The organism is Stenotrophomonas sp. YJH_SMC_65 (assembly GCF_059369475.1).
The window spans coordinates 502,754-525,258 of sequence record NZ_JCAFSR010000002.1 but is presented as its reverse complement, the minus strand read 5'-3'; the positions used below and the strand labels follow the sequence as shown (position 1 = coordinate 525,258).

General features: G+C 66.3%; 18 protein-coding genes. 8 read left to right on the top strand and 10 right to left on the bottom strand.

The window, feature by feature from the left end; genetic code table 11:
• Positions 1–5 precede the first annotated feature (5 nt).
• Positions 6–1,028: a magnesium and cobalt transport protein CorA gene (locus AC5P7A_RS05415; protein ID WP_014646569.1), complete on the top strand. Its 1,023-nt coding sequence runs from the start codon at positions 6–8 to the stop codon at positions 1,026–1,028.
• Positions 1,029–1,194: 166 nt separating this feature from the next.
• Here the strand turns inward: AC5P7A_RS05415 and AC5P7A_RS05410 are convergent, their stop codons facing one another.
• From AC5P7A_RS05410 to AC5P7A_RS05380, 7 genes are all read right to left on the bottom strand, one after another.
• Entirely contained in the window at positions 1,195–2,559 is a 1,365-nt protein-coding gene (locus AC5P7A_RS05410; RefSeq protein WP_049408076.1) for an NAD-dependent succinate-semialdehyde dehydrogenase, read from the bottom strand.
• A gap of 83 nt (positions 2,560–2,642) precedes the next feature.
• The gene (locus AC5P7A_RS05405) at positions 2,643–3,485 is read right to left on the bottom strand and encodes an ABC transporter permease subunit (RefSeq protein WP_005415928.1); all 843 of its coding nucleotides are present in this window, start codon (positions 3,483–3,485) and stop codon (positions 2,643–2,645) included.
• A complete protein-coding gene (locus AC5P7A_RS05400; RefSeq protein WP_014646567.1) occupies positions 3,482–4,414 on the bottom strand; it encodes an ABC transporter permease subunit in 933 nt (310 codons plus the stop codon). The genes AC5P7A_RS05405 and AC5P7A_RS05400 overlap by 4 nt, the downstream gene beginning before the upstream one ends.
• A complete protein-coding gene (locus tag AC5P7A_RS05395; protein WP_014646566.1) occupies positions 4,411–5,547 on the bottom strand; it encodes an ABC transporter ATP-binding protein in 1,137 nt (378 codons plus the stop codon). Before AC5P7A_RS05395 ends, AC5P7A_RS05400 begins: the two co-directional genes overlap by 4 nt.
• Positions 5,548–5,736: 189 nt before the next feature.
• Positions 5,737–6,846, bottom strand: coding sequence for a polyamine ABC transporter substrate-binding protein (locus AC5P7A_RS05390; protein WP_014646565.1), 1,110 nt, complete (start codon positions 6,844–6,846; stop codon positions 5,737–5,739).
• Between the two features lie 92 nt (positions 6,847–6,938).
• The gene (locus AC5P7A_RS05385; RefSeq protein ID WP_032960938.1) at positions 6,939–8,336 is read right to left on the bottom strand and encodes a glutamine synthetase family protein; all 1,398 of its coding nucleotides are present in this window, start codon (positions 8,334–8,336) and stop codon (positions 6,939–6,941) included.
• Positions 8,333–9,094 carry a gamma-glutamyl-gamma-aminobutyrate hydrolase family protein gene (locus tag AC5P7A_RS05380; RefSeq protein WP_014646563.1) on the bottom strand — a complete coding sequence of 254 codons (762 nt, stop codon included), beginning with the start codon at positions 9,092–9,094 and terminating at the stop codon, positions 8,333–8,335. Before AC5P7A_RS05380 ends, AC5P7A_RS05385 begins: the two co-directional genes overlap by 4 nt.
• 161 nt (positions 9,095–9,255) lie before the next feature.
• On the opposite strand from AC5P7A_RS05380, the gene AC5P7A_RS05375 reads away from it, so the two are divergent.
• On the top strand, positions 9,256–10,533 hold the full coding sequence (locus tag AC5P7A_RS05375) for an NAD(P)/FAD-dependent oxidoreductase (RefSeq protein ID WP_046429788.1): 1,278 nt from the start codon (positions 9,256–9,258) through the stop codon (positions 10,531–10,533).
• Between the two features lie 225 nt (positions 10,534–10,758).
• Positions 10,759–12,351 carry an MASE1 domain-containing protein gene (locus AC5P7A_RS05370; RefSeq protein ID WP_046429789.1) on the top strand — a complete coding sequence of 531 codons (1,593 nt, stop codon included), beginning with the start codon at positions 10,759–10,761 and terminating at the stop codon, positions 12,349–12,351.
• A gap of 158 nt (positions 12,352–12,509) precedes the next feature.
• On the opposite strand, the gene AC5P7A_RS05365 is transcribed toward AC5P7A_RS05370, so the two are convergent.
• A complete protein-coding gene (locus AC5P7A_RS05365) occupies positions 12,510–12,998 on the bottom strand; it encodes a hypothetical protein (protein WP_049420496.1) in 489 nt (162 codons plus the stop codon).
• 459 nt (positions 12,999–13,457) lie between these two features.
• On the opposite strand from AC5P7A_RS05365, the gene AC5P7A_RS05360 reads away from it, so the two are divergent.
• From AC5P7A_RS05360 to AC5P7A_RS05350, 3 genes are all read left to right on the top strand, one after another.
• On the top strand, positions 13,458–15,020 hold the full coding sequence (locus tag AC5P7A_RS05360; protein ID WP_329768051.1) for an MASE1 domain-containing protein: 1,563 nt from the start codon (positions 13,458–13,460) through the stop codon (positions 15,018–15,020).
• 96 nt (positions 15,021–15,116) lie between these two features.
• On the top strand, positions 15,117–16,460 hold the full coding sequence (locus AC5P7A_RS05355; protein WP_041863220.1) for a diguanylate cyclase: 1,344 nt from the start codon (positions 15,117–15,119) through the stop codon (positions 16,458–16,460).
• 85 nt (positions 16,461–16,545) lie between these two features.
• Positions 16,546–17,007, top strand: coding sequence for a bacteriohemerythrin (locus AC5P7A_RS05350; RefSeq protein ID WP_004151683.1), 462 nt, complete (start codon positions 16,546–16,548; stop codon positions 17,005–17,007).
• Here the strand turns inward: AC5P7A_RS05350 and AC5P7A_RS05345 are convergent.
• Positions 16,988–18,289, bottom strand: a complete 1,302-nt coding sequence (locus AC5P7A_RS05345) for an MFS transporter (RefSeq protein ID WP_032961593.1) — start codon at positions 18,287–18,289, stop codon at positions 16,988–16,990. The genes AC5P7A_RS05350 and AC5P7A_RS05345 overlap by 20 nt on opposite strands.
• A gap of 200 nt (positions 18,290–18,489) precedes the next feature.
• The gene (locus AC5P7A_RS05340) at positions 18,490–19,986 is read right to left on the bottom strand and encodes an aldehyde dehydrogenase (protein WP_495219939.1); all 1,497 of its coding nucleotides are present in this window, start codon (positions 19,984–19,986) and stop codon (positions 18,490–18,492) included.
• A gap of 103 nt (positions 19,987–20,089) precedes the next feature.
• Between AC5P7A_RS05340 and aptA the strand changes: the two genes are divergently transcribed.
• Positions 20,090–21,442 (top strand): omega-aminotransferase AptA, encoded by a 1,353-nt coding sequence (gene aptA / locus AC5P7A_RS05335; protein ID WP_142234475.1) that lies wholly within the window; start codon positions 20,090–20,092, stop codon positions 21,440–21,442.
• A gap of 62 nt (positions 21,443–21,504) precedes the next feature.
• Entirely contained in the window at positions 21,505–22,383 is an 879-nt protein-coding gene (locus tag AC5P7A_RS05330; protein WP_049442218.1) for a ParB N-terminal domain-containing protein, read from the top strand.
• The last annotated feature ends 122 nt before the right edge of the window (positions 22,384–22,505 follow it).

The following is a 22,505-nucleotide window of genomic DNA, read 5'->3' as shown; positions in this document are numbered from 1 at the left end:
GCACGATGGCGGGCATGTCATTGCCCGCCTCCGCTTCCGCCCCTGCCTCGGCCAACCCCGCCTGCGTCATCAACTGCGTCCACTACGATGACGACGGCAAACGCCACGACATCAGCCTGGATGCCATCAGCGATGTCATTGCCAGTGGCAACGGCTTCGTCTGGGTCGGCCTGTACGACCCCAACGACGATGTGCTGCTGAAACTGCAGGAAGAGTTCTGCCTGCACGACCTGGCCATCGAGGACGCGCGCAATGCGCACCAGCGACCCAAGGTCGAGACCTACGGCAATTCGCTGTTCGTGGTGGTGACCACCGCGCAGATGGTGGACGAACGCATCCAGTACGGCGAAACCCACGCCTTCCTCGGCCCGCGTTTCCTGGTGACGGTGCGCCACGGCGCCTCGCTGTCCTACGCCCCGGTGCGTGCACGGGTCGAGCGTGAACCGCAGCTGCTGAAGATGGGCCCGTCGTACTGCCTGTACGCGGTGACCGACTTCGTGGTCGACAACTACCTGCCGATCGTGCACCGCTTCCGCGACACCCTGGACCTGCTGGAAAAGGACATCTTTGCCGACAGCTACAAGCGCAGCACGGTGGTACGGCTTTACGAGCTCAAGCGCGAACTGAACAAGATGCGGATGGCGGTGGCACCGCTGCAGGATGTGCTGGCGCAGCTGCGCCGCTACCAGGGTGACCTGATTCCCGATGAAGTGAAGCTCTACGTGCGCGACGTGCATGACCACGCGGTACGCATCAGCGATGTGATCGACACCCTGCGCGAGATGCTGGGCACCGCACTGAGCGTGAACCTGTCGCTGGTGACGCTGGCGCAGGGCGAGACGGTCAAGCGCCTGGGTGCATGGGCCGCACTGCTGGCAGCGCCGACGCTGATCACCAGCTGGTACGGCATGAACTTCAGCCACATGCCCGAGCTGAGCCAGCCGTGGTCGTATCCGCTGATGATTGTCGGCGTGGGCGGTGTGTGCGTGGGCCTGTACCGGTTGTTCAAGCGCGCGAAGTGGTTGTAGCGCGTATCGACCAACGGTCGATACCCACCATGCACGGGGGTGTCGATACCCAGCAATCCGGTAGGCCGCGACCGTTGGTCGTGGCACATGCCCCGCTTCTGGTAGTGCCGGCCGCTGGCCGGCAACCAGGGCAATGCCGGCCAGTGGCCGGCACTACCGTTCGGCATCAAGCCACGTAGACGGTCTTGATGTTCATGAACTCGTGGATGCCGTGGTCGGCCAGCTCCCGGCCGAAGCCGGACTGCTTGCTGCCACCGAACGGCAGCCGAGCGTCGCTCTTGACGATGGCGTTGACGAACGCGGCGCCGCATTCCATGCGCTGCGCGAAGGCTTCGCCGCGCACCGGGTCGCGCGTCCACACGCTGCCGCCCAGGCCGAAGCGGGTGTCGTTGGCCACGCGCAGCGCCTCGGCCTCATCCTTGACCCGGATCACCGCAGCCACCGGCCCGAACAGCTCCTCGTCGTAGGCAGGCATGCCTGGGCCGACCTGATCGAGCACGGTCGCCGGATAGCCCGCATGGGTGCCGGCAATGGGCTCGCCGCCGACCAGAACGCGCGCGCCCTTGGCGACGCTGGCCTGCACCTGCTTGTGCAGTTCGTCGCGCAGATCGGCACGGGCCATCGGCGCCAGCGTGGTGCCACGCTCACTGGGATCGCCATACTGGCGCTGGCCCGCGGCTTCAACGAAGCGTCGGGTGAAGTCATCGGCCACCGCATCGACCACGATGAAGCGCTTGGCCGCAATGCAGGTCTGCCCGCTGTTGTCGAAACGCGACTTCACCGCCGCCGCCACGGCCTTGTCGAGGTCGGCATCGTCGAGTACCACGAAGGCATCGCTGCCACCCAGCTCCATCACCGACTTCTTCAGCTGGCTGCCGGCATTGGAGGCGATCGAGCGCCCTGCCCGTTCGCTGCCGGTCAGCGTCACCGCCTTCACCCGTGCGTCGCGCAGCACCTCGGCAGCCTGGTCGTTGTCGATGTGCAGCACGTCGAACACGCCCTCAGGCAGGCCTCCGTCACGACACACCGCCAGGATCAGGTCGGCGCACTGCGGCACGTTGCTGGCGTGCTTGAGCAGGGCCACGTTGCCAGCCATGAACGCCGGGGCCAGGAAACGGAACACCTGCCAGACCGGGAAATTCCATGGCATCACCGCGAACACGCAGCCGATCGGCTCGTAACGCACGTAGCTGCGCTGGGCTTCGGTATCGATCAGCTGCGGCTTGAGATAGTCGGCCGCGTGGTCGGCGTAGTACTCGCAGGCGGCAGCGCACTTGTCGACCTCGGCCAGCGCCTCGGCCTTGAGCTTGCCCATCTCATGGGTCATCGCCTGCTGCAGGTCGTCGCGACGCGTGCGCAGCTGCGCGGCGATCTGGCGAAGGACGGCACCGCGATCCTGCAGCGAGCGATCGGCCCAGCCGGGGAAGGCATCGGCGGCAGCCTGCAGGCGCTGCTCGATGTCAGCAGCGCCCATCAGTTCATGGCGGTAGGTCACCTGGCCGGTGGCCGGGTCGATGATCTCGACGGTCATGGGGGGTCTCCATCTGGAAGACCCCCATTGTGCGCCGCTGTCCGTGAGCCGGGTGTTGCCGGCGCTGTCGACAGGCCGTGTACTCAGCCGTTGTCCTGCCGCGCCAGCTGCAGGTCGCGCTGGCGCCGCTTCTCGGCGCGGGCGTTGATGTACCAGCCGATCACCGCAGCGATCGACACCGCAGACACCAGCAGCGTGGCCAACGCGTTGATCTTCGGACTGATGCCCATGCGCACCGAAGCGAACACCTTCATCGGCAGCGTGGTCGAGCCCGGCGTGGCCACGAAGCTGGCCACCACCACGTCATCCAGCGACAGGGTGAAGGCCAGCAGCCAACCCGCCACCAGCGCCGGCGCGATGATGGGCAGGGTGATGCGGGTGAACACGGTCAACCGGCTGGCGCCCAGGTCCATCGCCGCTTCTTCCAGCGACAGGTCCATTTCCTGCAGGCGCGAGGACACCACCACGGTGACGAAGCAGAGGGTGAAGGTCACGTGCGCGATCCAGATGGTGGCCAGGCCACGCGCCGGGAAGCCGGGAATCGCGCCCATCGATGCCAGCAGCGCCATCAGCGAGAAGCCCAGGATCACGTCCGGCATCACCAGCGGCGCGGTCACCAGCGCGCCGAACAGTGGCTTGCCACGGAATCGCTTGAAGCGGGTCATCACCATCGCCGCCAGCGTACCCAGCACGGTGGCGGTACAGGCGGTCCAGAACGCCACCACCAGGCTGGTCCACATCGCGTCCATCAGCGCGCGGTCGGCGAACAGGTCGCTGTAGGCGCGGGTGGAGAACCCGGCCCAGACCATCGCCAGCCGCGAGCTGTTGAACGAGTAGAACATCAACAACAGGATCGGCAGGTACAGGAAGGCGAAGCCGAGCAGCAGCACGCCCAGCCCCAGGCCCTTGGCGGTACGCGGGCTCATGCCTGCTTCCCTTCCAGCAGGCGCTGCTGGGAACGGTTGAACAGCAGGATCGGCACCAGCAGCAACAGGATCATCGCCACCGCCATCGCCGAAGCGCCCGGCCAGTTGCGGTTGTTGAAGAACTCGTTCCACAGCTGGCGGCCGACCATCAGCGTCTCCGAACCACCGAGCATTTCCGGGATCACGAACTCACCCACCGCCGGGATCATCACCAGCATGCAGCCGGCGATGATGCCGGCCTTCGACAGCGGCAACGTGATGCGCAGGAACGCCTGCCACGGCTTGGCGCCGAGGTCGTAGGCCGCTTCCAGCAGGCGGTGGTCATGCTTGACCAGGTTGGCGTACAGCGGCAGCACCATGAACGGCAGGTAGCAGTAGACGATGCCGATATAGGCGGCGGTCGGCGTATCGATCAGCTGCAGTTTCGGCAGCCCCATCGACGTCATCAGCGTCTGCAGGCCAGTGAACTGCAGGAACTGGTCAAGCAGGCCATTGCGGTCCAGGATTGCCTTCCACGCATACACGCGGATCAGGAACGAGGTCCACGACGGCAGCACCACCAGCATCATCGCCACGTTGCGTGCGGCCGGCGACAGGCGCGCGATGGCATAGGCCATCGGATAGCCGATCAGCAGGGTGAAGAAGGTGGAGATCGCCGCGATCTTGATCGAGCTCAGGAACGCCTGCGCATAGATCGAATCGCGGAACAGCGCCAGGTAGTTCTCCAGGTTCAGCTTCAGCGAGAAGCCGCCGTCGGCGTACTGCAGCAGCCAGGTATACGGCGGCGAGCCGACCCGGCTGAGCGAGAAGCTGATCATCAGCACGATCAGGAACGGCACTGCGAAGAACAGCAGCAGCCACAGGTACGGAATGCCGATCACCGTGGCACGCAGCCCCGGCAGCCAGCGCTTCAGGCCGGCGACGCTCATGAGGTCAGCACCACGCCGTCGTTGTCGCGCCAGTGCACCCACACGCTGTCACCCCAGGTCAGGCCGTCGCTGGCCCAGCGCTGCGAGTTGGCGAAGTTGGCCAGCACCTTGGCGCCGCTGGGCAGCCGCACGTGGTAGACCGAATGGCTGCCGAAATAGGCGATGTCCTCGATCACGCCCTGCGCTTTGTTGGTGTGCCCTTCCGGCTCGTCCTTGCCGATCATCACCTTTTCCGGGCGCAGCGCGAATGCGACCGGCTGCCCTTCGTAACAGGTGATGCCATGGGCGATGTAGATCGGTGCCGGGAACAGCGGCGAGCGCACGGTCACGTACTCGGGCAGGTCCTCGTCGATCACCCCGTCGAACAGGTTGACCGAACCGATGAACTCGGCGACGAAGCGGTTGGCCGGCTGCTCGTAGACCTCGTCCGGCTTGCCGACCTGCTGGATCCAGCCGGCATCCATCACCGCGATGCGGGTAGCCATGGTCATCGCTTCTTCCTGGTCGTGGGTGACCATCACGCAGGTCACGCCCGACGACTCGATGATGCTGACCAGTTCCAGCTGCATCTGCGAGCGCAGCTTCTTGTCCAGTGCGCCCATCGGCTCGTCCAGCAGCAGCAGCTTCGGCCCCTTGGCCAGCGACCGCGCCAGCGCCACGCGCTGCTGCTGGCCACCGGACAGCTGGTGCGGCTTGCGCTTGCCCAGGTGGCCCATCTGCACCAGGTCGAGCATCTCGCCGACGCGCTTGCTGATCGCGTCCTTGCCCAGGCCATCCTGCTTCAGGCCGAAGGCAATGTTCTGTTCGACCGTCATGTGCGGGAACAGGGCATAGGACTGGAACATCATGTTGACCGGCCGCTGGTACGGCGGCAGCGCGTCCAGGCGCTGGCCATCGACGGTGATGCTGCCCTTGGTGGGCGTCTCGAAGCCGCCCAGGCAGCGCAGCAGGGTCGATTTGCCGCTGCCGGAGCCTCCGAGCAGGGCAAAGATCTCGCCCTTGCGCACGTCCAGATTGACGTCGTCGACGGCGACGAAACCGTCGAATTCCTTGCGCAAATCACGAATGGAGAGATAGCCGGGCGCACCGGTCGTGTCGACGACGGCGGCTACCGGCTGGGCTTCAACGGGCATGGGGGCTCCGGGAGCGGGCGGTGGACAGCGGCCGCCATTCTAACGGCCGGGGGCTGCAGGGGATATGACGGCAACGGGTGGCACCCACCGGGCCGGGGGGATCTGCAGATCTGGTGGGGGCCGACCGTTGGTCGGCCCCGCCGGAAAAGCATGCCGACCAACGGTCGGCACCCACCTGCCAGCCAGCCCTTAGCGCCCGGTCTTCACCTCGGTCCACAGCCGGGTGTAGAGCTTGTCGGTCTCCGGCGTGTTGATCGAGTAGGTGAACATCTTCTCGGCCACGTCGGCCGGCGGGTAGATGGTCGGGTCGGTACGGATCGCCTCGTCCACCAGCGGGGTCGCGGTCGGCACCGGGTTGGCGTAGTGGATGAAGTTGGTGTTGGCCGCGGCAACCTTCGGCTGCAGCAGGTAGTTGATGAAGGCGTACGCGGCTTCCGGATGCTTGGCGTCCTTCGGGATCGCCAGCATGTCGAACCACTGCGGTGCGCCTTCCTTCGGGATCGAATAGGCCACGTGCACGCCATTGCTGGCTTCCTCGGCGCGGTCGCGGGCCTGGATGATGTCACCCGACCAGCCGACCACCAGGCAGGTACCGCCGTTGGCCAGCGAACCCACGTACTGCGAGGAGTGGAAGTTCTGCACGTACGGGCGGATCGACTTCAGCAGGTCGGCGGCCTTCTGCAGCTCGGCCGGGTCGCCGCTGTGCGGGTCCAGGCCCAGGTAATGCAGTGCGATCGGGATCATGTCCGCCGGCGTGTCCAGGATGGTCACGCCGCAGTCCTTCATCTTGCTGATGTTCTCCGGCTTGAACACCAGGTCCCAGCTGTTGGCGATGTCGGCGCTGCCGCCGAAGCGCTGCTTCAGCATGTCCACGTTGTAGCCGATGCCGGTGGTGCCGATCATGTACGGCACGCCGTACTGGTTGCCCGGGTCCTGGGTGGCGATGCGCTTCATCACCGCCGGATCGAGGTTGGCCAGGTTCGGGATCTTGCTCTTGTCCAGCGGCAGGAACACACCGGCCTGGATCTGGCGACCGAAGAAGTTCAGGGTCGGCACCACCACGTCATAGCCGCTGTTGCCGGCCAGCAGTTTGGTCTCGACCATCTCGTCACTGTCGAACACATCGTAGGTCACCTTGATCCCGCTCTCCTTCTCGAAGGTCGGAATGGTGTCCTCGGCGATGTAATCGCTGTAGTTGTAGACGTTCAGGACCTGGCTGTCCTGCGCGCCGCCATTGCCACCGCCACAGGCGGCGAGCATGGCGGAGGCCAGGCCGAGCGTGAGGATACGCAGCTTCATCGGGTGCTCCAGAATGCGGGAAGGGGGGGCCGGCGGGGCCGGCGACGGGTGCCAGCCTACCCCCCGGCGGCGGATTTTTCTATTCCGGATGCTCAGACGTTCAGCAGCAGGAACTCGCGCTCCCACGAGCTGATGACGCGGAAAAAGGTCTCGTATTCCTTGCGCTTGACCGAGATGTAGGCCCGGCAGAAGCGCTCACCCAGCAGGGCCTGCAGCTCGCTGCACCGCTCCAGCCCGTCCAGCGCCTCGCCCAGCGAGCGCGGCAGGTTGTAGCCCAGTTCCTTGGCGCTGCCGGTCACCGGCGCATCCGGTGCCAGCCGCTCGCGGATGCCCAGCAGGCCGCAGGCCAGGGTCGCGGCCATCGCCAGGTAGGGATTGGCATCGGACCCGGCGAAACGGCTCTCCACGCGCATGTTCTCCGGCGTATCCAGCGGCACGCGCAGGCCGCAGGTGCGGTTGTCGAAGCCCCAGTGGACGTTGCTCGGCGAGACTTCGCCGAACACCAGCCGGCGGTAGGAGTTCACGTTCGGCGCGAAGAACGCCATCGCCTGCGGTGCGTACTTCTGCAGGCCGCCCAGGTAGTGGCCGAACACCGGGCTGAACTCGCCCTCGGCATCGGTCTCGCCAGCGAACACGTTGCTGCCATCGCTCACCCGCACCAGGCTCTGGTGGATGTGCATGGCACTGCCCGGCTCGTTTTCCATCGGCTTGGCCAGGAACGTGGCATACACCCCGTGGCGCATCGCCGCTTCGCGCATGGTGCGCTTGAACAGGAACACCTGGTCGGCCAGGTCCATCGCATCGGCATGGGTGAAGTTGACCTCCAGCTGCGCCGCGCCGGACTCGTGGATCAGCGTGTCCACGTCCAGCTTCATCGCATCGGCGTAGTCGTACATCAGGTCGAGGATCGGGTCGAACTCGTTGACCGCATCGATCGAGTACGACTGCCGCGCGGTCTCCGGGCGCCCGGAGCGGCCGGCCGGTGGCAGCAGCGGGAAGTCCGGGTCGGTGTTCTTCTGCACCAGGAAGAACTCCAGTTCCGGCGCCACCACCGGGCGCAGGCCCAGCTCGGCGTAGGCTGCCAGCACGCGGCGCAGCACGTTGCGCGGCGCCAGTTCGTGCGGCTCACCGCTCTTGGTGTAGCAATCGTGGATGACCTGCGCGGTGGCGTCGGCCGCCCACGGCACCATGCGCACCGTGTCCGGATCGGGGCGCAGCATCATGTCCGAGTCGGACGGCGAGGTCAGCTCGTAATAATCGTCAGGGAACTCGCCGGTGACGGTGGTGGCGAAGATGCCCTCAGGCAGGCGCGTGCCGTAGTCGTGCGAGAACTTGTCGGCGGGAATGATCTTGCCGCGCGCGTTGCCGGTGATGTCCGGCACCAGGCATTCCACCTCGGTGATGCGCCGCTCCTTCAGCCAGCGCAGCAGCGTGCTTTCCTGCGGTGCGGGGGGCGTGGCCGTCTTGCGCGGGCGCGTTCGGGAACTCATCGGGAATCCAGTCGGTTCTGTTGGTGCTGCCGGCAAGCCTGGCCGAACGCACGGAAAATAGCGTGATAGAACGGCGCCTGCATGACACGCCACTCCGGGTGCCACTGTACGCCGAGCACGAAACGATGGTGCAGGCTGCGTGCCGCTTCGACCAGCCCATCGTCGGCCACGGCCTCGACCTGCAGCCCCTGCGCCAGGCGGGCGACACCCTGCCCGTGTACCGAATTGACCTGCGCGCGGCCACTGCCGTGCCACTGCGCCAGCCAGCCATCGGCGGCCAGCGTGACCGCGTGCGCCGGCCCATACTGCACCTCCACCGGCGCCTGCGGTTCTTCGCGATGGTCGGCCAGGCCAGGCACCGCGTGAACCTGCGGATGCAGGCTGCCGCCCAGCGCGACGTTCAACTCCTGGAAGCCGCGGCAGATCGCCAGCACCGGCAGGTCCAGCGCCAGTGCCTCGTGCAGCAACGCAAAGGCATTGGCATCGCGGGCCGGGTCATGTGGATTGCCTGGCCAGCTGCGGCCACCTTCGTAGTGCTGCGGTTCGATATTGCTGACCGCGCCGGTCAGCAGCAGGCCATCCAGCCCCTGCAGCCAGTCGCCGGCCGGCAGCGGTGGCTGCAGGCTCGGCAACACTACCGGAGTCACCTCGGCCGCCTCGGCCAGCGCGCGCACGTACTTCTCGCCGGCCACCGCGAAACGGTGATGGCCGAGCACGGTGCTGTCGGTGGGCAGGCCCACCCAGGGCAGGCGGCGCATGGGAAAACTCCTTGGCGTGCCAACACGTTACCCGTCGCCCGGCGAAGCCGGCAAGTCGGTGCCGTCACACCACAGCCGTCACGCATCGGCGAAACTACCGGGGTGAACGCCGATCGACCTGCCCCGCTCCGCCCTCCCGCCCTGCACCCGCGAGGCCTGCAGTGAGCGCCGCGTTCCCGCCCAGCTGGTACGCCGCCAGCCTGCCCGAACCGCCCGCACTGCCCCCGCTGCAGGGTAATGTGCAGGCCGACGTTGCGGTGCTGGGCGCCGGCTATACCGGCCTGACCGCAGCCCTGGAACTGGCGGCACGTGGCCGGCGCGTGGTAGTGCTGGAAGCGCAGCGGATCGGCTGGGGCGCGTCCGGCCGCAACGGCGGGCAGGCGCTGGTCGGCTATGGCTGCGAGGTGGACGAACTGGAGCGTCAGCTCGGTCGTGATGATGCGCGCCACCTGTTTGACTGGTCGCGCGACGCGGTGCAGGCGATGCGCGCCCGCATCAATCGCCACGGCATTGACTGCCATTGGGTGGAAGGCCACGCCAGCGTCGCCATCCGCGAACGCCATGAACGGGAACTGCGCGTCCACTGCGAGCACCTGCAACGCCACTACGACTACCCCATGCAGTGGTGGGACCGTGACGCCCTGCGCGCGCAGCTGGACAGCCCGCGCTATCGTGCCGCGATGTTCGATCCGCTCAGCGCGCACCTGCACCCGCTGGCCTATGCGCGCGGTCTGGCCGATGCGGCGCGCGCGGCCGGCGTGGTGATCCACGAGCATTCGGCGGTAACCCGCGTGCAGCGCGGACCGCAGCCGACCCTGCACACCGCCCACGGCAGCGTACGCGCCGCGCATCTGGTGGTGGCCGGAAATGCCTGGCTGCAGGGCCTGCTGCCCGAGCTGGAACGGCGGATCATGCCGGTCGGCACCTATATCGGCGCCAGCGCGCCGCTGGGGGCCGAGCGCGCCCGCGCCCTGATCGGCAACGACATGGCCGTGGCCGACACCGCCTGGGCATTGGACTATTTCCGCCTCAGCCACGACCATCGCCTGCTGTTCGGGGGGCGCGCCAGCTACTCGGCGCTGCCCCCACCCGGCCTGCGTGGGGTGATGCAACGGCGCATGCACCAGGTGTTCCCGCAGCTGGCCGACGTGGCACTGGACCAGGTATGGGGCGGCTACGTGGACATCACCCGCAACCGCGCCCCGCATTGGGGCCGGCTGGACGGCGACCTGTACTTCGCGCAGGGCTTCTCCGGCCACGGGGTGGCCGCCGCCGGGCTGGCCGGCGAGGTGATCGCCGCCGCCATTGCCGGCCAGAGCGAGCGCCTGGACGTGTTCCAGCGCCTTCGGCATGCGCCCTTCCCCGGCGGCCGGCTGCTGCGCACGCCGCTGCTGGTGGCGGCGATGTCCTGGTACAAGCTGCGGGATGCATTGTGGTGAAGATTCTGCATCTCCACCTGTATTGAACGTTCTGACAAACGTACCGCAGCGCTGATCGTGCTGCACACGTCACAGATTTTCACGCGACATCTGTGATGGATGGCTGGACAATTTCCTAAATGCGCAGCTATGCAATTGCATAATCGTTCGCAGACCGATACCGTCCTGAGAAACCGGGCCCCGCGGCGAATGGATGCTGACAGGGGACACGTAGGAGAGGGGGACGTGCGATTGGACTGGTGGAAAGAAGGATTGTTGCTGAAGGTGCGCATTCGTCCGGCTGGCCTGATGATTGCCTTGCTTTATGCAGTTGCCTATTGGGCAACCCGACAGCTGTCGCTGGATCAGTTCTATTTGCCAGCCGGCATCCGGGTGGCAGCCGTGCTGTTGTGCCCGCCGCGCCTGTGGCCCTACCTGCTGCTGGGCGAATATGCGTACTTTGCACAGTCCCGCGTGCCGATGATCGAGAAGTACGGCCTGACATGGGTCATTGTTGCCTCCGCATTCCTCATGCCAGCGGTGATGCTGATTGTGAAGCTGCAACGGCGACTGATGGCGGAGTCGCAGACGATCGGCCTCTTGTTGATTGCCGCCGCTTCCAGCGTCGTTATTACTCTGCTCAACCTCAGCTTTTCCCATCTGCTCTGGCCAACACCTCCTTCCACACCCTTCCTGACCAATGCCGCGCGCTTCAGCGTGGGTGATTTCATCGGCATTCTGACGGTGGCCCCCATCGCCATGCTGTGGGCGCGGCAGGACGTGGGGCAGGAGTGGAACGCTCGACGAAAGACCCCGATGCTGGCAGCACTTTCATCGATGCTGCTGATCGGGATAGCAGCGACTCAACTGCCCGCAGACTGGATTGCATTGAAGGCAACGTTCCTGCTGCTGTTGGCACTCCCCGCGGCCGCGCTTACCTGCCTGTATGGCTGGAAGGGGGCTGCCCTTGCAGTGCCGGTGCTCAACATGGTCATCGGCCTGACCACGCCCAACACCCATCCCACCGCATTCGATCCAGCGGCCTTCATCACCCAGCAGATCATGGCGATCAGCGGCATCGTATTGCTGCTGCTCGGATCACGCATCACCCACTTCTACCACCGTTACAGGCTGCGCGAGATGGGGGAAAGGGACGCCATCCATCTGGCGAGGAGCTCGCAATTGGCCAGCGAGATGGAGCTGCGTGAACGTGCCCTGCACCTTCGCAAGCTCGGCGACGGCATTGATACGTCGCTGGTTGAGCTGGCCGAATGGCTCAAGGCCCAGGGACATCACGCAGTGGCCAACAGCCTTCTGCATACCTCGAATGTACATTCGCGGCTCTTTCGCGAACAGACAAGCATGGTCTATCCCTCGGGCCTGGAGCATCTTGGGCTTTACGTGGCCCTGCAGGCGGGTGGCATCCGTGAGTCGTGGAAGCTGACGGAGCGCGTTCTCCGCCCGGATCTGAAAGGCGACCCCTGCAACCTGAGCGTGGAACTCCAATTGGCCGCTTACCGGACACTGATTGATGCGGTCTCCATTCTTCTCAAGCATGAAGGTGGTCAGATTCGCATTCGTGCAAGGTGCGGCGGAATGGGCTCCAGGCGCGGAATCCTCATGGTCGTGTCACTGCTGGAACAGCGCAGACGCCTTTCCAAGCAGACAACGATGGCAGCGTTCGAGCGACTGACCGGGCGAACCCTCCCCTATGACGGGACCGTTGACTGCTATCGCAACCGGGTCAGGATTCTGTTCCTCGACCGCGAAACCAGACTGGAGGCAGTAGCCAGTACTCCATCGCGGTACGGCTGCCCCGCACCCTCTGCGCTGCAGTAGTGCATTTCACAGTCAAGCGACCGGATCGAACCAACACAGCAGAATCGCATAACGTCCCGCTCGTCCCCCTGGCCCAGGGCGTCATGGGCACCCGGCGAACACCGGGTGCCCATGCAGTCTGATACTGAAGCTGGCCGATATCCCGGCAACTGTCAGTATCAGGGTGCCTCTACTGCCCACAACACATCAGCTCCGCTTGCATATCTGACCAGCGTGAATGCGGGGGCCCGATAGACAACCGTTCTGGTGGCCTTGGCGGGAACAGGCAGGCGCTGCTCCGGCAACGACACCTTCGCAGACGGGTCACCTGCCGGCAGCACCCAGAACGTGCCGGCAGCATTGCCGATCACGATGTGCACGTGCCCTGCGAGATCGTTTACCTGGAAATAATCCATGCCATCGCGCTCGAACCCATAGACCAACCAGCCGGGATCCACGCTCAGGTCTTGTGCTTGAGGAGTCGACTGGCCGAGTCCTTGGCCGGCCAACTTGATTCCATGGTCGTCACTCGGGGCAAAAGCAAAAACGGATACCGGCACCAACATCAATGCACCAGCAAATGCATGAATTCGGAAACTTCTCACACTGACCTCCAGGTTGGATGCAATACGGATCAAGAAGGATGCTACCGCCAATCGCATCAGCATATACCGGGCGGACTCCGCAGTGCCTGTCGGAGATAATCCACTGGATCGATGCAAACCCATGCCACGCCGAAGCTGCCTCCGAAATCGCCAATACCCGCGGCGAAACCCGCGCACGGTGCGGGTCAGCGGCATCTGCGACAAGGCCCTGGACAGGCGCGTGCAACAGCAGGATGTCGTCGATTGTGTGACGGCGAACACAGCGGACAGCATCAACCGCCGAATGTGGCGGGTGCAACGGCTGAAACGCGATCGACACATGGGCGCACTGATTGTGGATGATTCACCGTCCTCTGGTGGCTATGCCGCCGCACTGCCGGGCATGTAGGGCCTCGAAGCATGGGAAGCCGCCGATTGCAGCGCAAAGGGAGGCCAGACACCTCGATTGCACCCATCTCCAACTGTCGATAGTGTCTGCGGAAGTGGTCAGTCATCATTGGCCGGGAGACGAGAGGCGCGGGCTTGGACCGATTCAAAGAAGCAATTGAACTGAGCTTCCGGATCCGACCCGTCGGAATCGCACTCGCGGCCGTCTACGCCCTGGGCTGCCTTGCCTCGCGTCAGTTCTCGCTGGATCAGTTCTTCCTGCCCGCGGGCATCCGGGCAGCGGCACTACTGATCGTCCCGACCCGCCTGTGGCCCTACCTGCTGCTTGGCGAGTACGCGTACTTCGCAACCTTGCGCATTCCCATGATCGACAGCTACGGCCTGGCCTGGGTCATCCTGGCCTCGACGCTGCTGATGCCGGTGGCGATGCTGGTGGTCTACCTGCATCGCATTAGAATGCCATCGGAGTCCGCCACCGGCCTCTGGTTGCTGTCGTTGACCTTCTGCACGGCGTTGTTCGTCCCGGCTCTCAATATGGGCATTTCATTTGCTCTGTGGTCGAACCCACCGCCGAGCAACCTGCTTAGCGCAGTTGATCGCACGATCTTTGGCCACTTCGCCGCCATCATCACCCTCGTGCCGTTGGCATTCCTCTGGTCGCGACGACACGCGGCCCCCAATTGGACGCGCCGCTTTGCTGCGCCTACGGTCACGGCCATCCTGGTGATGCTGGTCCTGGGCCTGTGCATGCAGCTTACGGCCATCAGCGCCCACACCACACGCACCCACCTGGTACTGCTGTCCTCCCTCCCAGCGATCGCCCTGACCTTCATGCATGGGTGGCGTGGCGCTGCCATCGCGATTCCGCTGTTGAACCTTCCACTCCATTTCGCCACACCCAGCACCGGCCTACCGTCCTCGTTCGACCTGGGCACCTTCGCCACCCAGCAGAACATGGCCGTGATGAGTGTCGCACTGCTCGCCCTGGGGTCCAGCATCAGCTATCACCATGAGCGTGCACGGTGCCGTGGACTGGCAGAGGAAACCACGTTGCGCCTGGCACGTAGTTCGCACCAGACCCGTGAGCGTGAGCTTCGCGAGCGCGCCTCCCATCTCAAGCAACTCGGCGAAGGCATGGACAGCTCGCTCGGCGAGATGGTCAGCTGGCTGAAGGCGCAGGGGCATCATGCGGTGGCCAACAGCCTGCAGCACGCCTCATCCGTGCACTCGCGGCTGTTCCGTGAACAGGCCAGTCTGGTCTACCCCACGGGGCTGGAGCAGGTTGGGCTGTATATCGCGCTGCGGGTTAGCGGCGCATGCGAAAGCTGGGACAACTCCCATCGCGTGATTCCGCCCCGGCTGGAGGGCAACCCCTGCCTGCTGACTGTCGACCTGCAGCTCGCCATCTATCGCTCGCTGATCGAGGCGGTGTCGCTGCTGCTGGAACTGGAGTCGGGACAGGTCAGCGTGCGCGCCCGGAGCGGCCAGGCGGGCGACCGGCGCGGCATCGTGGTGGTCGTTGGCCTGCTTGACCGCGGTCGCACGCTGTCGAACCGGACCGTTCAGCAGGCCATCGAGCGTCTGGCCGGCCGGATAATGGCCTACGGCGGCACGGTGCATTGCCGTGGCAACCGGCTCCGGCTCGTCCTGCACGAATCGCTTTCGGGTACAGCGGCGGCATTCGCATCGCCTGCCTGATCGGTGAACGACGCGCAGGGCACGCTGCTCCGGCTAAAGTTGCACCCGAAACCGCCGCTATCCGTGCCGAGTCCCTCCCTCGTGAGCCACCGCATCATGCCCGTCCTGCCGCAGGCCGCCGTCGATGGCGACCTGGCCGATCCGCTGCCGCAGCGGATCCTGCTGGTCGAAAACTCCCGTGCGTTCACCGGCATGCTGCGCGAGGCCATCGAGCAGCGCCTGGAACTGCCGGTGGTGATCGCTTCCACCCTGGCCGAGGCCGATCGCCTGCTGAGCGAGGATGGGGGCTGGTTCCTGGTACTGACCGGGCTGGTGCTGGCCGACGGCGACCGCGACGCGGTGGTCGAGTTCTTCCTCAGGCGCGGCCTGCCCACCGTGGTGGTCAGCAGCGTCTACGACGAGGATCTGCGCAAGCGCGTACTGCAGCAGCAGATCATCGACTACGTGCTGAAGAACACGCCGGGCAGCATCGACTACCTGGTGTGGCTGGTGCAGCGCCTGGAGCGCAACCGGCGCATTGCGGCACTGGTGGTGGACGACTCGCCGTCCGCGCGCGGCTATGCCGCCGCCCTGCTGCGCATGTACGGCCACGAGGTGCACGAGGCCGCTGACGGCAACGAGGGCCTGGCCGCGATCGACGCGCATCCTGCGATCCGCCTGGCCGTGGTCGACCAGGAAATGCCCGGCATGCAGGGCGTGGAGTTCACCCGCCGCCTGCGCACCCTGCGCTCGCGCGACAAGGTGGCGGTGATCGGCATTTCCGGCAATACCGACGCTTCGCTGATCCCGCGCTTCCTGAAGAACGGCGCCAACGACTTCCTGCGCAAGCCGTTCTCGCGCGAGGAGTTCTTCTGCCGCGTCTCGCAGAATGTGGACCAGCTGGAGCTGATCGGCACGCTGCAGGACCTGGCCACCCGCGACTTCCTCACCGGCCTGCCCAACCGTCGCTGCTTCCTGGAACAGAGCCAGCGCCAGCTGCCGCAACTGCAGCTGCATGGCCAGTGCGTGGCGGTGGCAATGATCGACATCGACCACTTCAAGCACATCAACGACACCTACGGTCACGAAGCCGGCGATGACGCGCTGCGCGCGGTGGCCGGTGCGGTGGCCGCGCATGCCCGCAGCCACGACCTGACCGCCCGCTTCGGCGGCGAGGAGTTCTGCCTGCTGGTGCCGGACATGGAGCAGGACGAGGCCCTGCTGTACTTCGAGGAACTGCGCCAGCGCATCGCCGCGCTGGAAGTGGACATCGGCACCGCCAGCCTGCGCATGACGGTGAGCATCGGCCTGTGCTGCCTGCGCCCGCAGCGCGATGCACTGCACCGGCTGATCTCTGAAGCCGACCGCCAGCTGTACCTGGCCAAGGCCGGCGGCCGCAACCGGGTCAGCTGCACCACGGTGGCCAGCCCGCTGCGCCCGCGCGAGCCCGCGCTGACCTGACCGGGCAGCCTTGATCCAGATCAACGCCGCGCCAGCGCGGCAGCTCTACAGTCAGCCCCGACATACGCATGAAGGGGAGCCGGGGATGGCACTACTGGTCTGGCAGGACGATCTGAACATCGGCATCGATGTGATCGACCAACAACACCGCCGCATCATCGAGATGCTCAACCATTTGCACGTGGCCCAGGCCAGCATGCAGCGTGCGGCAGTGGGCGAGGTGATCGACGAAGTGGTGGACTACACCATGTCGCACTTCGCGTTCGAGGAAGAACTGATGGAGGAAGCGGGCTATCCGTTCTGTGCCGCGCACAAGCGCGTGCATGAAGTCTTCATCAAGCGGGTATCGGAGTACCGCATGCGCTTCCAGGCCGGCGAGGACATCAGCGATGAACTGCGCACCATGCTCTCGCGCTGGTTGTTCAACCACATCCGCGGCGATGACCAGGCCTACGCCGAACAGGTCAAGGCGCACTTGAACCAGTTCGCCCGCGAACACCAGGGCGGCGGTTGGCTGGGGCGCACGCTCAAGCGCTTCTTTGGCTGAGCCGCAGCGCGCGCCGGTGCAGGGCCACCAGCGCGCACAGGGTCGCTGCCGCAGTCAGGCACAGGTAGTAGCCGACCGCGACCAGGCCGAAGCGTTCCGCCAGCCAGGTGGCCAGGTACGGCGCCGGCGCCGCACCCAGAATGCCGGCCAGGTTGAATGACAGCGAGGCGCCGGTGTAGCGCACTTCCACCGGGTAGATCTCGGCCAGGAAGGTGCCGCAGGGGCCGTAGGTCAGCCCCATCAGGAACAGGCCCAGGCACAGGAACGCCGTGACCAGCCAGGGACTGTGCGGCTGGAACAGCGGAGCGAACAGCACGCCGAAGCCGATGATCAGCACGCTGGCCACGATCATCGTGCGACGCGTGCCCCACCGGTCGCCATAGCGCGCCGACAACGGGATGCCCAGCGCGAAGAACAGCATGCCGGCCATCTGCATCAGCAGGAACTGCTCGCGGCTGTAGCCCAGCACGGCGGTGCCATGGCCGAGGCTGAACACGGTCATCAGGTAGAACAGCACGAAGGTGGCGAACGCCCCCAGCGTGCCCAGCAGCATCGCCACCGGATGGTCACGCAGCACCGTCCACATCGGCAGCCGCACCGGCGCCTTGCGCTCCAGTGCCTGCTTGAAGTCGGGCGTCTCATGGATGTTCAGGCGCACCCACAGGCCCAGGCCGACCAGCAGCGCGCTGGCCACGAACGGAATACGCCAGCCCCACTGCAGGAAGTCGTCCTGGCTCAGGCAGCGGCCGAGCGCCAGGAAAATGCCCGCCGACAACAGGAAACCGATCGGCGCGCCCAGCTGCGGGAACATGCCGTACCAGGCGCGCTTGCCCGGCGGCGCGTTCTCGGTGGCCAGCAGCACCGCCCCACCCCACTCGCCGCCCAGCCCCAGGCCCTGGCCGAAGCGGCACAGCGCCAGCAGCGCGGGCGCCCACAGGCCAATCTGCGCGTGGGTCGGCAGCAGACCGATCAGCACCGTGGACAGGCCCATGGTCAGCAACGCGGCGACCAGGGTGGCCTTGCGGCCGATGCGGTCGCCGAAATGGCCGAACACCGCCGAGCCGACCGGCCGTGCGATGAACGCCACCGCGAAGGTCGCCAGTGACTGCAACAGCGCCGCCTGTTCGCTGCTGTCCGGGAAGAACAGGTGCGGGAACACCAGCACTGCGGCCGTGGCGTAGATGTAGAAATCGAAGAATTCGATGGTGGTGCCGATCAGGCTGGCCAACAGGACGCGGCGGGGAGAGTTCACGGGCGGTGCGGCAGCGGTGATCGTCGACATCGGCAACACGGGTAACGGCGGATCGCCCGATTCTGCCACGGGCCGGTGGCCGCACGGGACGATGGTTTCAGCCGACACCGATGCCAACGAGGGTGGCAGGCGCCATTGTTCTGCAGGTTCTCGCCCCTGCTCGACCACATTCCACGAAATGCAGCCGAGCATCGGCTCGGCTCTACATGTGGGCGCAAGCCCCGACGCCGTTACAGCTGGATCCAGGTGGCCTTGATCTCGCTGTACTTGTCGAACGCATGCAGCGATTTGTCGCGCCCATTGCCGGACTGCTTGTAGCCACCGAACGGGGCGGTCATGTCACCGCCATCCCAGCCGTTCACCCAGACGCTGCCGGCGCGCAGCTGGCGTGCGACGCGGTGGGCGCGGCCCAGATCGCGCGTCCACAGGCCGGCGGCGAGGCCGTAGCGGCTGTCATTGGCCAGGCGCACCGCTTCGGCTTCGTCGTCAAAGCCGAGCACCGCCAGCACCGGCCCGAATACTTCCTCGCGCGCCAATGCCTGGTCGGGGCTCACCTGATCGAACACCGTGGGCTGCACATAACAACCGCCCGCCTCGACATCGGCGCGATGACCGCCCAGCAGCAGGCGGGCGCCCTCGCTTTCGGCACGCACGATATCCCCCATCACCTTGTCCAGATGCGCGGCATCCACCAGCGCGCCCATCGGTGCGTCGGCGTCAAGCGGGTGGCGCGGCTGCATGTGCTGGCCGTAGGCAACCACCTGGTGCACGAAATCCTCGCGGATCGAGCGCTGCACCAGCAGCCGTGACCCGGCAGTACAGACCTCGCCCTGGTTGAAGAAGATGCCCCGTGCCACCGCCTTCGCAGCGGCATCCAGATCGGGGGCATCGGCAAACACCACGTGCGGGCTCTTGCCACCACACTCCAGCCAGACCCGCTTGAGGTTGGACCGCCCTGAATACTGCAGCAGCCGCGCGCCGGTGGCCGCGGAGCCGGTGAACGCCAGCACGTCCACATCCATGTGCAGGGCCAACGGCTCACCGACGCGCGCACCGTGGCCCGGCAGCACGTTCAGCACGCCCTCCGGCAGGCCCGCTTCGGCGGCCAGCGCCGCCAGCCGCAACGCACTCAGGGGCGAGCGCTCGGAAGGCTTGAGCACCACCGAGTTGCCCATGGCCAATGCAGGCGCGGTCTTCCAGCACGCCATCAGCAACGGGAAATTCCACGGCACGATCGCCGCCACCACGCCGGCGGGCTCGCGCGTGACCAGGCCCAGCTCATGCGGGCCGGTGGGCGCGACCTCACCGTACAGCTTGTCCACCGCTTCGGCCGTCCAGCGCAGGCAGCGCACCGCGCCGGGCAGGTCGATACGACGCGCATCACGCACCGGCTTGCCCATGTCCAGGGTTTCCAGCAGGGCCAGCTCGTCCGCGTGTTTTTCCACCAACGCCGCCAACGCCAGCAGCACGCGCTTGCGATGGGCCGGGCTGGCCTGTGACCAGTGGCCCGCATCGAAGGCACGCCGCGCCGCGCCCACTGCGCGCTCCACGTCCTGTGCATCGCAGTCGGCGACCACCCCCAGCACGCGACCATCAATCGGGCTGATGCAGTCGAAGCGCGCGCCGCTGGCAGCGTCGGTGTAACGACCCTCGATAAAGGCCTGTCCGGGTATCGAAAGCTGCTGGGCCAGCGCCTGCCAGTGGCTGCGGTCGGGAAAGTCGGCCATGTCGGGCTCCTCGGAACAGTTTCCCCGGTTATACCGGCGCGGCCGCGACTCCACCGTGACGTGGCTGCGCTACATTTCCCCCATCGGACCCGATGGAGCTGGCATGAAGCGTTCCGCGAGCGACCTGCACGATCTGGCCACCCGACGCCCGGAGTCATTGGAGGCGTACTGGATGCCGTTCACCGCCAACCGCCAGTTCAAGGCCGCGCCGCGTGTGCTGGTGCGTGCCGAGGGCATGCACTACGAGGATGTCGACGGCCGCCAGATCCTCGATGGCACCGCAGGCCTCTGGTGCTGCAACGCGGGCCATGCAAGGCCGCGCATCGTCGAGGCCATCGTCGAGCAGGCGCGCACGCTCGACTATTCGCCGGCCTTCCAGATGGGCTCGCCGCCGGCCTTCGCGCTGGCGCAGCGGCTGGCCGCCTTGGCGCCGGCCCCGCTCAACCATGTGTTCTTCACCAGCTCCGGTTCCGAGGCGGTGGATACCGCGATGAAGATCGTGCTGGCCTACCACCGCCAGCGCGGCGAGGGCCAGCGCACGCGCTTCATCAGCCGCGAGAAGGCCTACCACGGGGTGGGTTTCGGCGGCATGGCGCTGGGCGGGCTGCCCAACAACCGCAAGCCGTTCGGCCTGCAGCTGGGCGGCGTCGACTACCTGCGCCACACCCTGGACCTGCCGCGCAATGCGTTCAGCAGGGGCCTGCCGCGCCAGGGCGCGGAGCTGGCCGATGACCTGGAACGGCTGATCGCGCTGCATGATGCCTCGACGATTGCCGCCGTATTCGTTGAACCCATTGCCGGCTCAGCCGGGGTGATCCTGCCCGCACCGGGTTACCTGCAGCGCCTGCGCGAACTGTGCGACCAGCACGGCATCCTGCTGGTGTTCGACGAGGTCATCACCGGTTTCGGCCGGGTTGGGATGCCCTTCGCCGCGCAGCGCTTCGGGGTCACCCCGGACCTGCTGACCTTCGCCAAGGCGGTCAGCAACGGCGCGGTACCGCTGGGTGGCGTGCTGGCCAGCGACGCCGTGCATGCAACCCTGATGCAGGCACCGCCACAGGCCATCGAGCTTTTCCATGGCTATACCTGTTCGGGGCACCCGCTGGCCTGCGCCGCGGCGCTGGCGACGCTGGAGGTCTATGCCGAGGAGCGTCTGTTCGAGCGCGCCATCGAGCTGGGCGAGTACTGGCAGGAACGACTGCATGCGCTGCAGGGCCTGCCCAACGTGATCGACATCCGCAACTTCGGCCTGGTCGGCGCGGTTGAGCTGGCGCCTCGCCGCGATGCGCCGGGCAGCCGGGGCTACGAGGTCTACCGGCGCTGCTTCCACGACGGCCGACTGCTGGTGCGCTGCACCGGCGACATCATCGCGCTGTCGCCGCCGCTGATCGTGGACAAGGCGCAGATCGACCAGATCACCGGCACCCTGGGCGAGATGATCCGGGCCACCGCCTGAGCCGGGCCGATGGTGGCGAGCGGGTACAATGGGCGGTTCCGCTCCTGCTCGCTGCCGTGCCCATGGATATCGTCGTCAAAGAAGAACTCAAGGCCTACATCGACCCGCTGACCGCGGACGAACATGACGCGCTGGAGCGCAGCATCCTGGCCGAAGGCTGCCGCGATGCGCTGGTGCTGTGGGGGAATGTACTGGTCGATGGCCATAACCGTTTCGGCATCTGCCAGAAGCATGGCCTGCCCTTCAACACCGTGCAGAACACCCGCTTCCAGAGCATGGAAGACGTGCACCTGTGGATGATCGAACAGCATCTGGGCCGCCGCAGCGTGTCCGACTTTCAGCGCGGCGTGCTGGCGCTGCGCAAGCGTGACATCCTGGCCGCCCGCAAGCAGGTCGAGCAGGCGCAGCTGCAGCGCGAGAGCGATGGCACCGCCGACGTCGCCGATGAGACCGGTGAAGACAGTCCGCCGTGGGAACCGGCACCGAAGATCAGCCGCGCCGAGCTGGCGCGCGAAGCCAAGCTGAGCACCAGCCAGGTCGGCATGATCGAGCGCATCCACGCCCAGGCCGCCGCCGAGGTGGTGGAAGCGGTCAAGGCCGGCGTGATCTCGATCAGCGCCGCCGCCGCCGTGGCCGACCTGCCGGAAGAAGAGCAGCGCGCCGCCGCCGCCGGTGGCAAGGACGAGCTGAAGCAGGCCGCCAAGCGCGTGCGCGAGTCCAAGCGCAAGCCGCGCGCACCGAAGCCGGAAGCGGCCGAGATGGACTTCGAGGAACCGGACGAGGAGCAGATCGCCAGCCGCGACGCCGAGGTGCTGTCGGCGCTGGAACAACTGGGCGAGGATGCCCCGGCACTGCGCCGCCGCGTCGTCGCGCTGACCCGCGAGAACGACACCCTGCGCGTGCAGCTGGCTGCGTTGCGCAAGCAACTGGAAGCGCTGTAAGCGCTCTCGACGCGCTTCTGTAGAGCCGAGCCCATGCTCGGCTGCTCTTTGCCACGCGCAAGGCAGCCGAGCATGGGCTCGGCTCTACAGGCAGGCGTCACCGGGCTGCGGTTAGACTTCCG

What these genes read in the sequence shown, in the direction of transcription:
- AC5P7A_RS05390 (WP_014646565.1), bottom strand. Translation starts at nt 6,846, where the DNA reads ATGAAGCTGCGTATCCTCACGCTCGGCCTGGCCTCCGCCATGCTCGCC.
- AC5P7A_RS05355 (WP_041863220.1), top strand. Translation starts at nt 15,117, where the DNA reads ATGCCCGTCCTGCCGCAGGCCGCCGTCGATGGCGACCTGGCCGATCCG.
- AC5P7A_RS05405 (WP_005415928.1), bottom strand. Translation starts at nt 3,485, where the DNA reads ATGAGCCCGCGTACCGCCAAGGGCCTGGGGCTGGGCGTGCTGCTGCTC.
- AC5P7A_RS05395 (WP_014646566.1), bottom strand. Translation starts at nt 5,547, where the DNA reads ATGCCCGTTGAAGCCCAGCCGGTAGCCGCCGTCGTCGACACGACCGGT.
- aptA (WP_142234475.1), top strand. Translation starts at nt 20,090, where the DNA reads ATGAAGCGTTCCGCGAGCGACCTGCACGATCTGGCCACCCGACGCCCG.
- AC5P7A_RS05385 (WP_032960938.1), bottom strand. Translation starts at nt 8,336, where the DNA reads ATGAGTTCCCGAACGCGCCCGCGCAAGACGGCCACGCCCCCCGCACCG.
- AC5P7A_RS05345 (WP_032961593.1), bottom strand. Translation starts at nt 18,289, where the DNA reads ATGTCGACGATCACCGCTGCCGCACCGCCCGTGAACTCTCCCCGCCGC.
- AC5P7A_RS05330 (WP_049442218.1), top strand. Translation starts at nt 21,505, where the DNA reads ATGGATATCGTCGTCAAAGAAGAACTCAAGGCCTACATCGACCCGCTG.
- AC5P7A_RS05350 (WP_004151683.1), top strand. Translation starts at nt 16,546, where the DNA reads ATGGCACTACTGGTCTGGCAGGACGATCTGAACATCGGCATCGATGTG.
- AC5P7A_RS05365 (WP_049420496.1), bottom strand. Translation starts at nt 12,998, where the DNA reads ATGCTGATGCGATTGGCGGTAGCATCCTTCTTGATCCGTATTGCATCC.
- AC5P7A_RS05400 (WP_014646567.1), bottom strand. Translation starts at nt 4,414, where the DNA reads ATGAGCGTCGCCGGCCTGAAGCGCTGGCTGCCGGGGCTGCGTGCCACG.
- AC5P7A_RS05415 (WP_014646569.1), top strand. Translation starts at nt 6, where the DNA reads ATGGCGGGCATGTCATTGCCCGCCTCCGCTTCCGCCCCTGCCTCGGCC.
- AC5P7A_RS05380 (WP_014646563.1), bottom strand. Translation starts at nt 9,094, where the DNA reads ATGCGCCGCCTGCCCTGGGTGGGCCTGCCCACCGACAGCACCGTGCTC.
- AC5P7A_RS05340 (WP_495219939.1), bottom strand. Translation starts at nt 19,986, where the DNA reads ATGGCCGACTTTCCCGACCGCAGCCACTGGCAGGCGCTGGCCCAGCAG.
- AC5P7A_RS05410 (WP_049408076.1), bottom strand. Translation starts at nt 2,559, where the DNA reads ATGACCGTCGAGATCATCGACCCGGCCACCGGCCAGGTGACCTACCGC.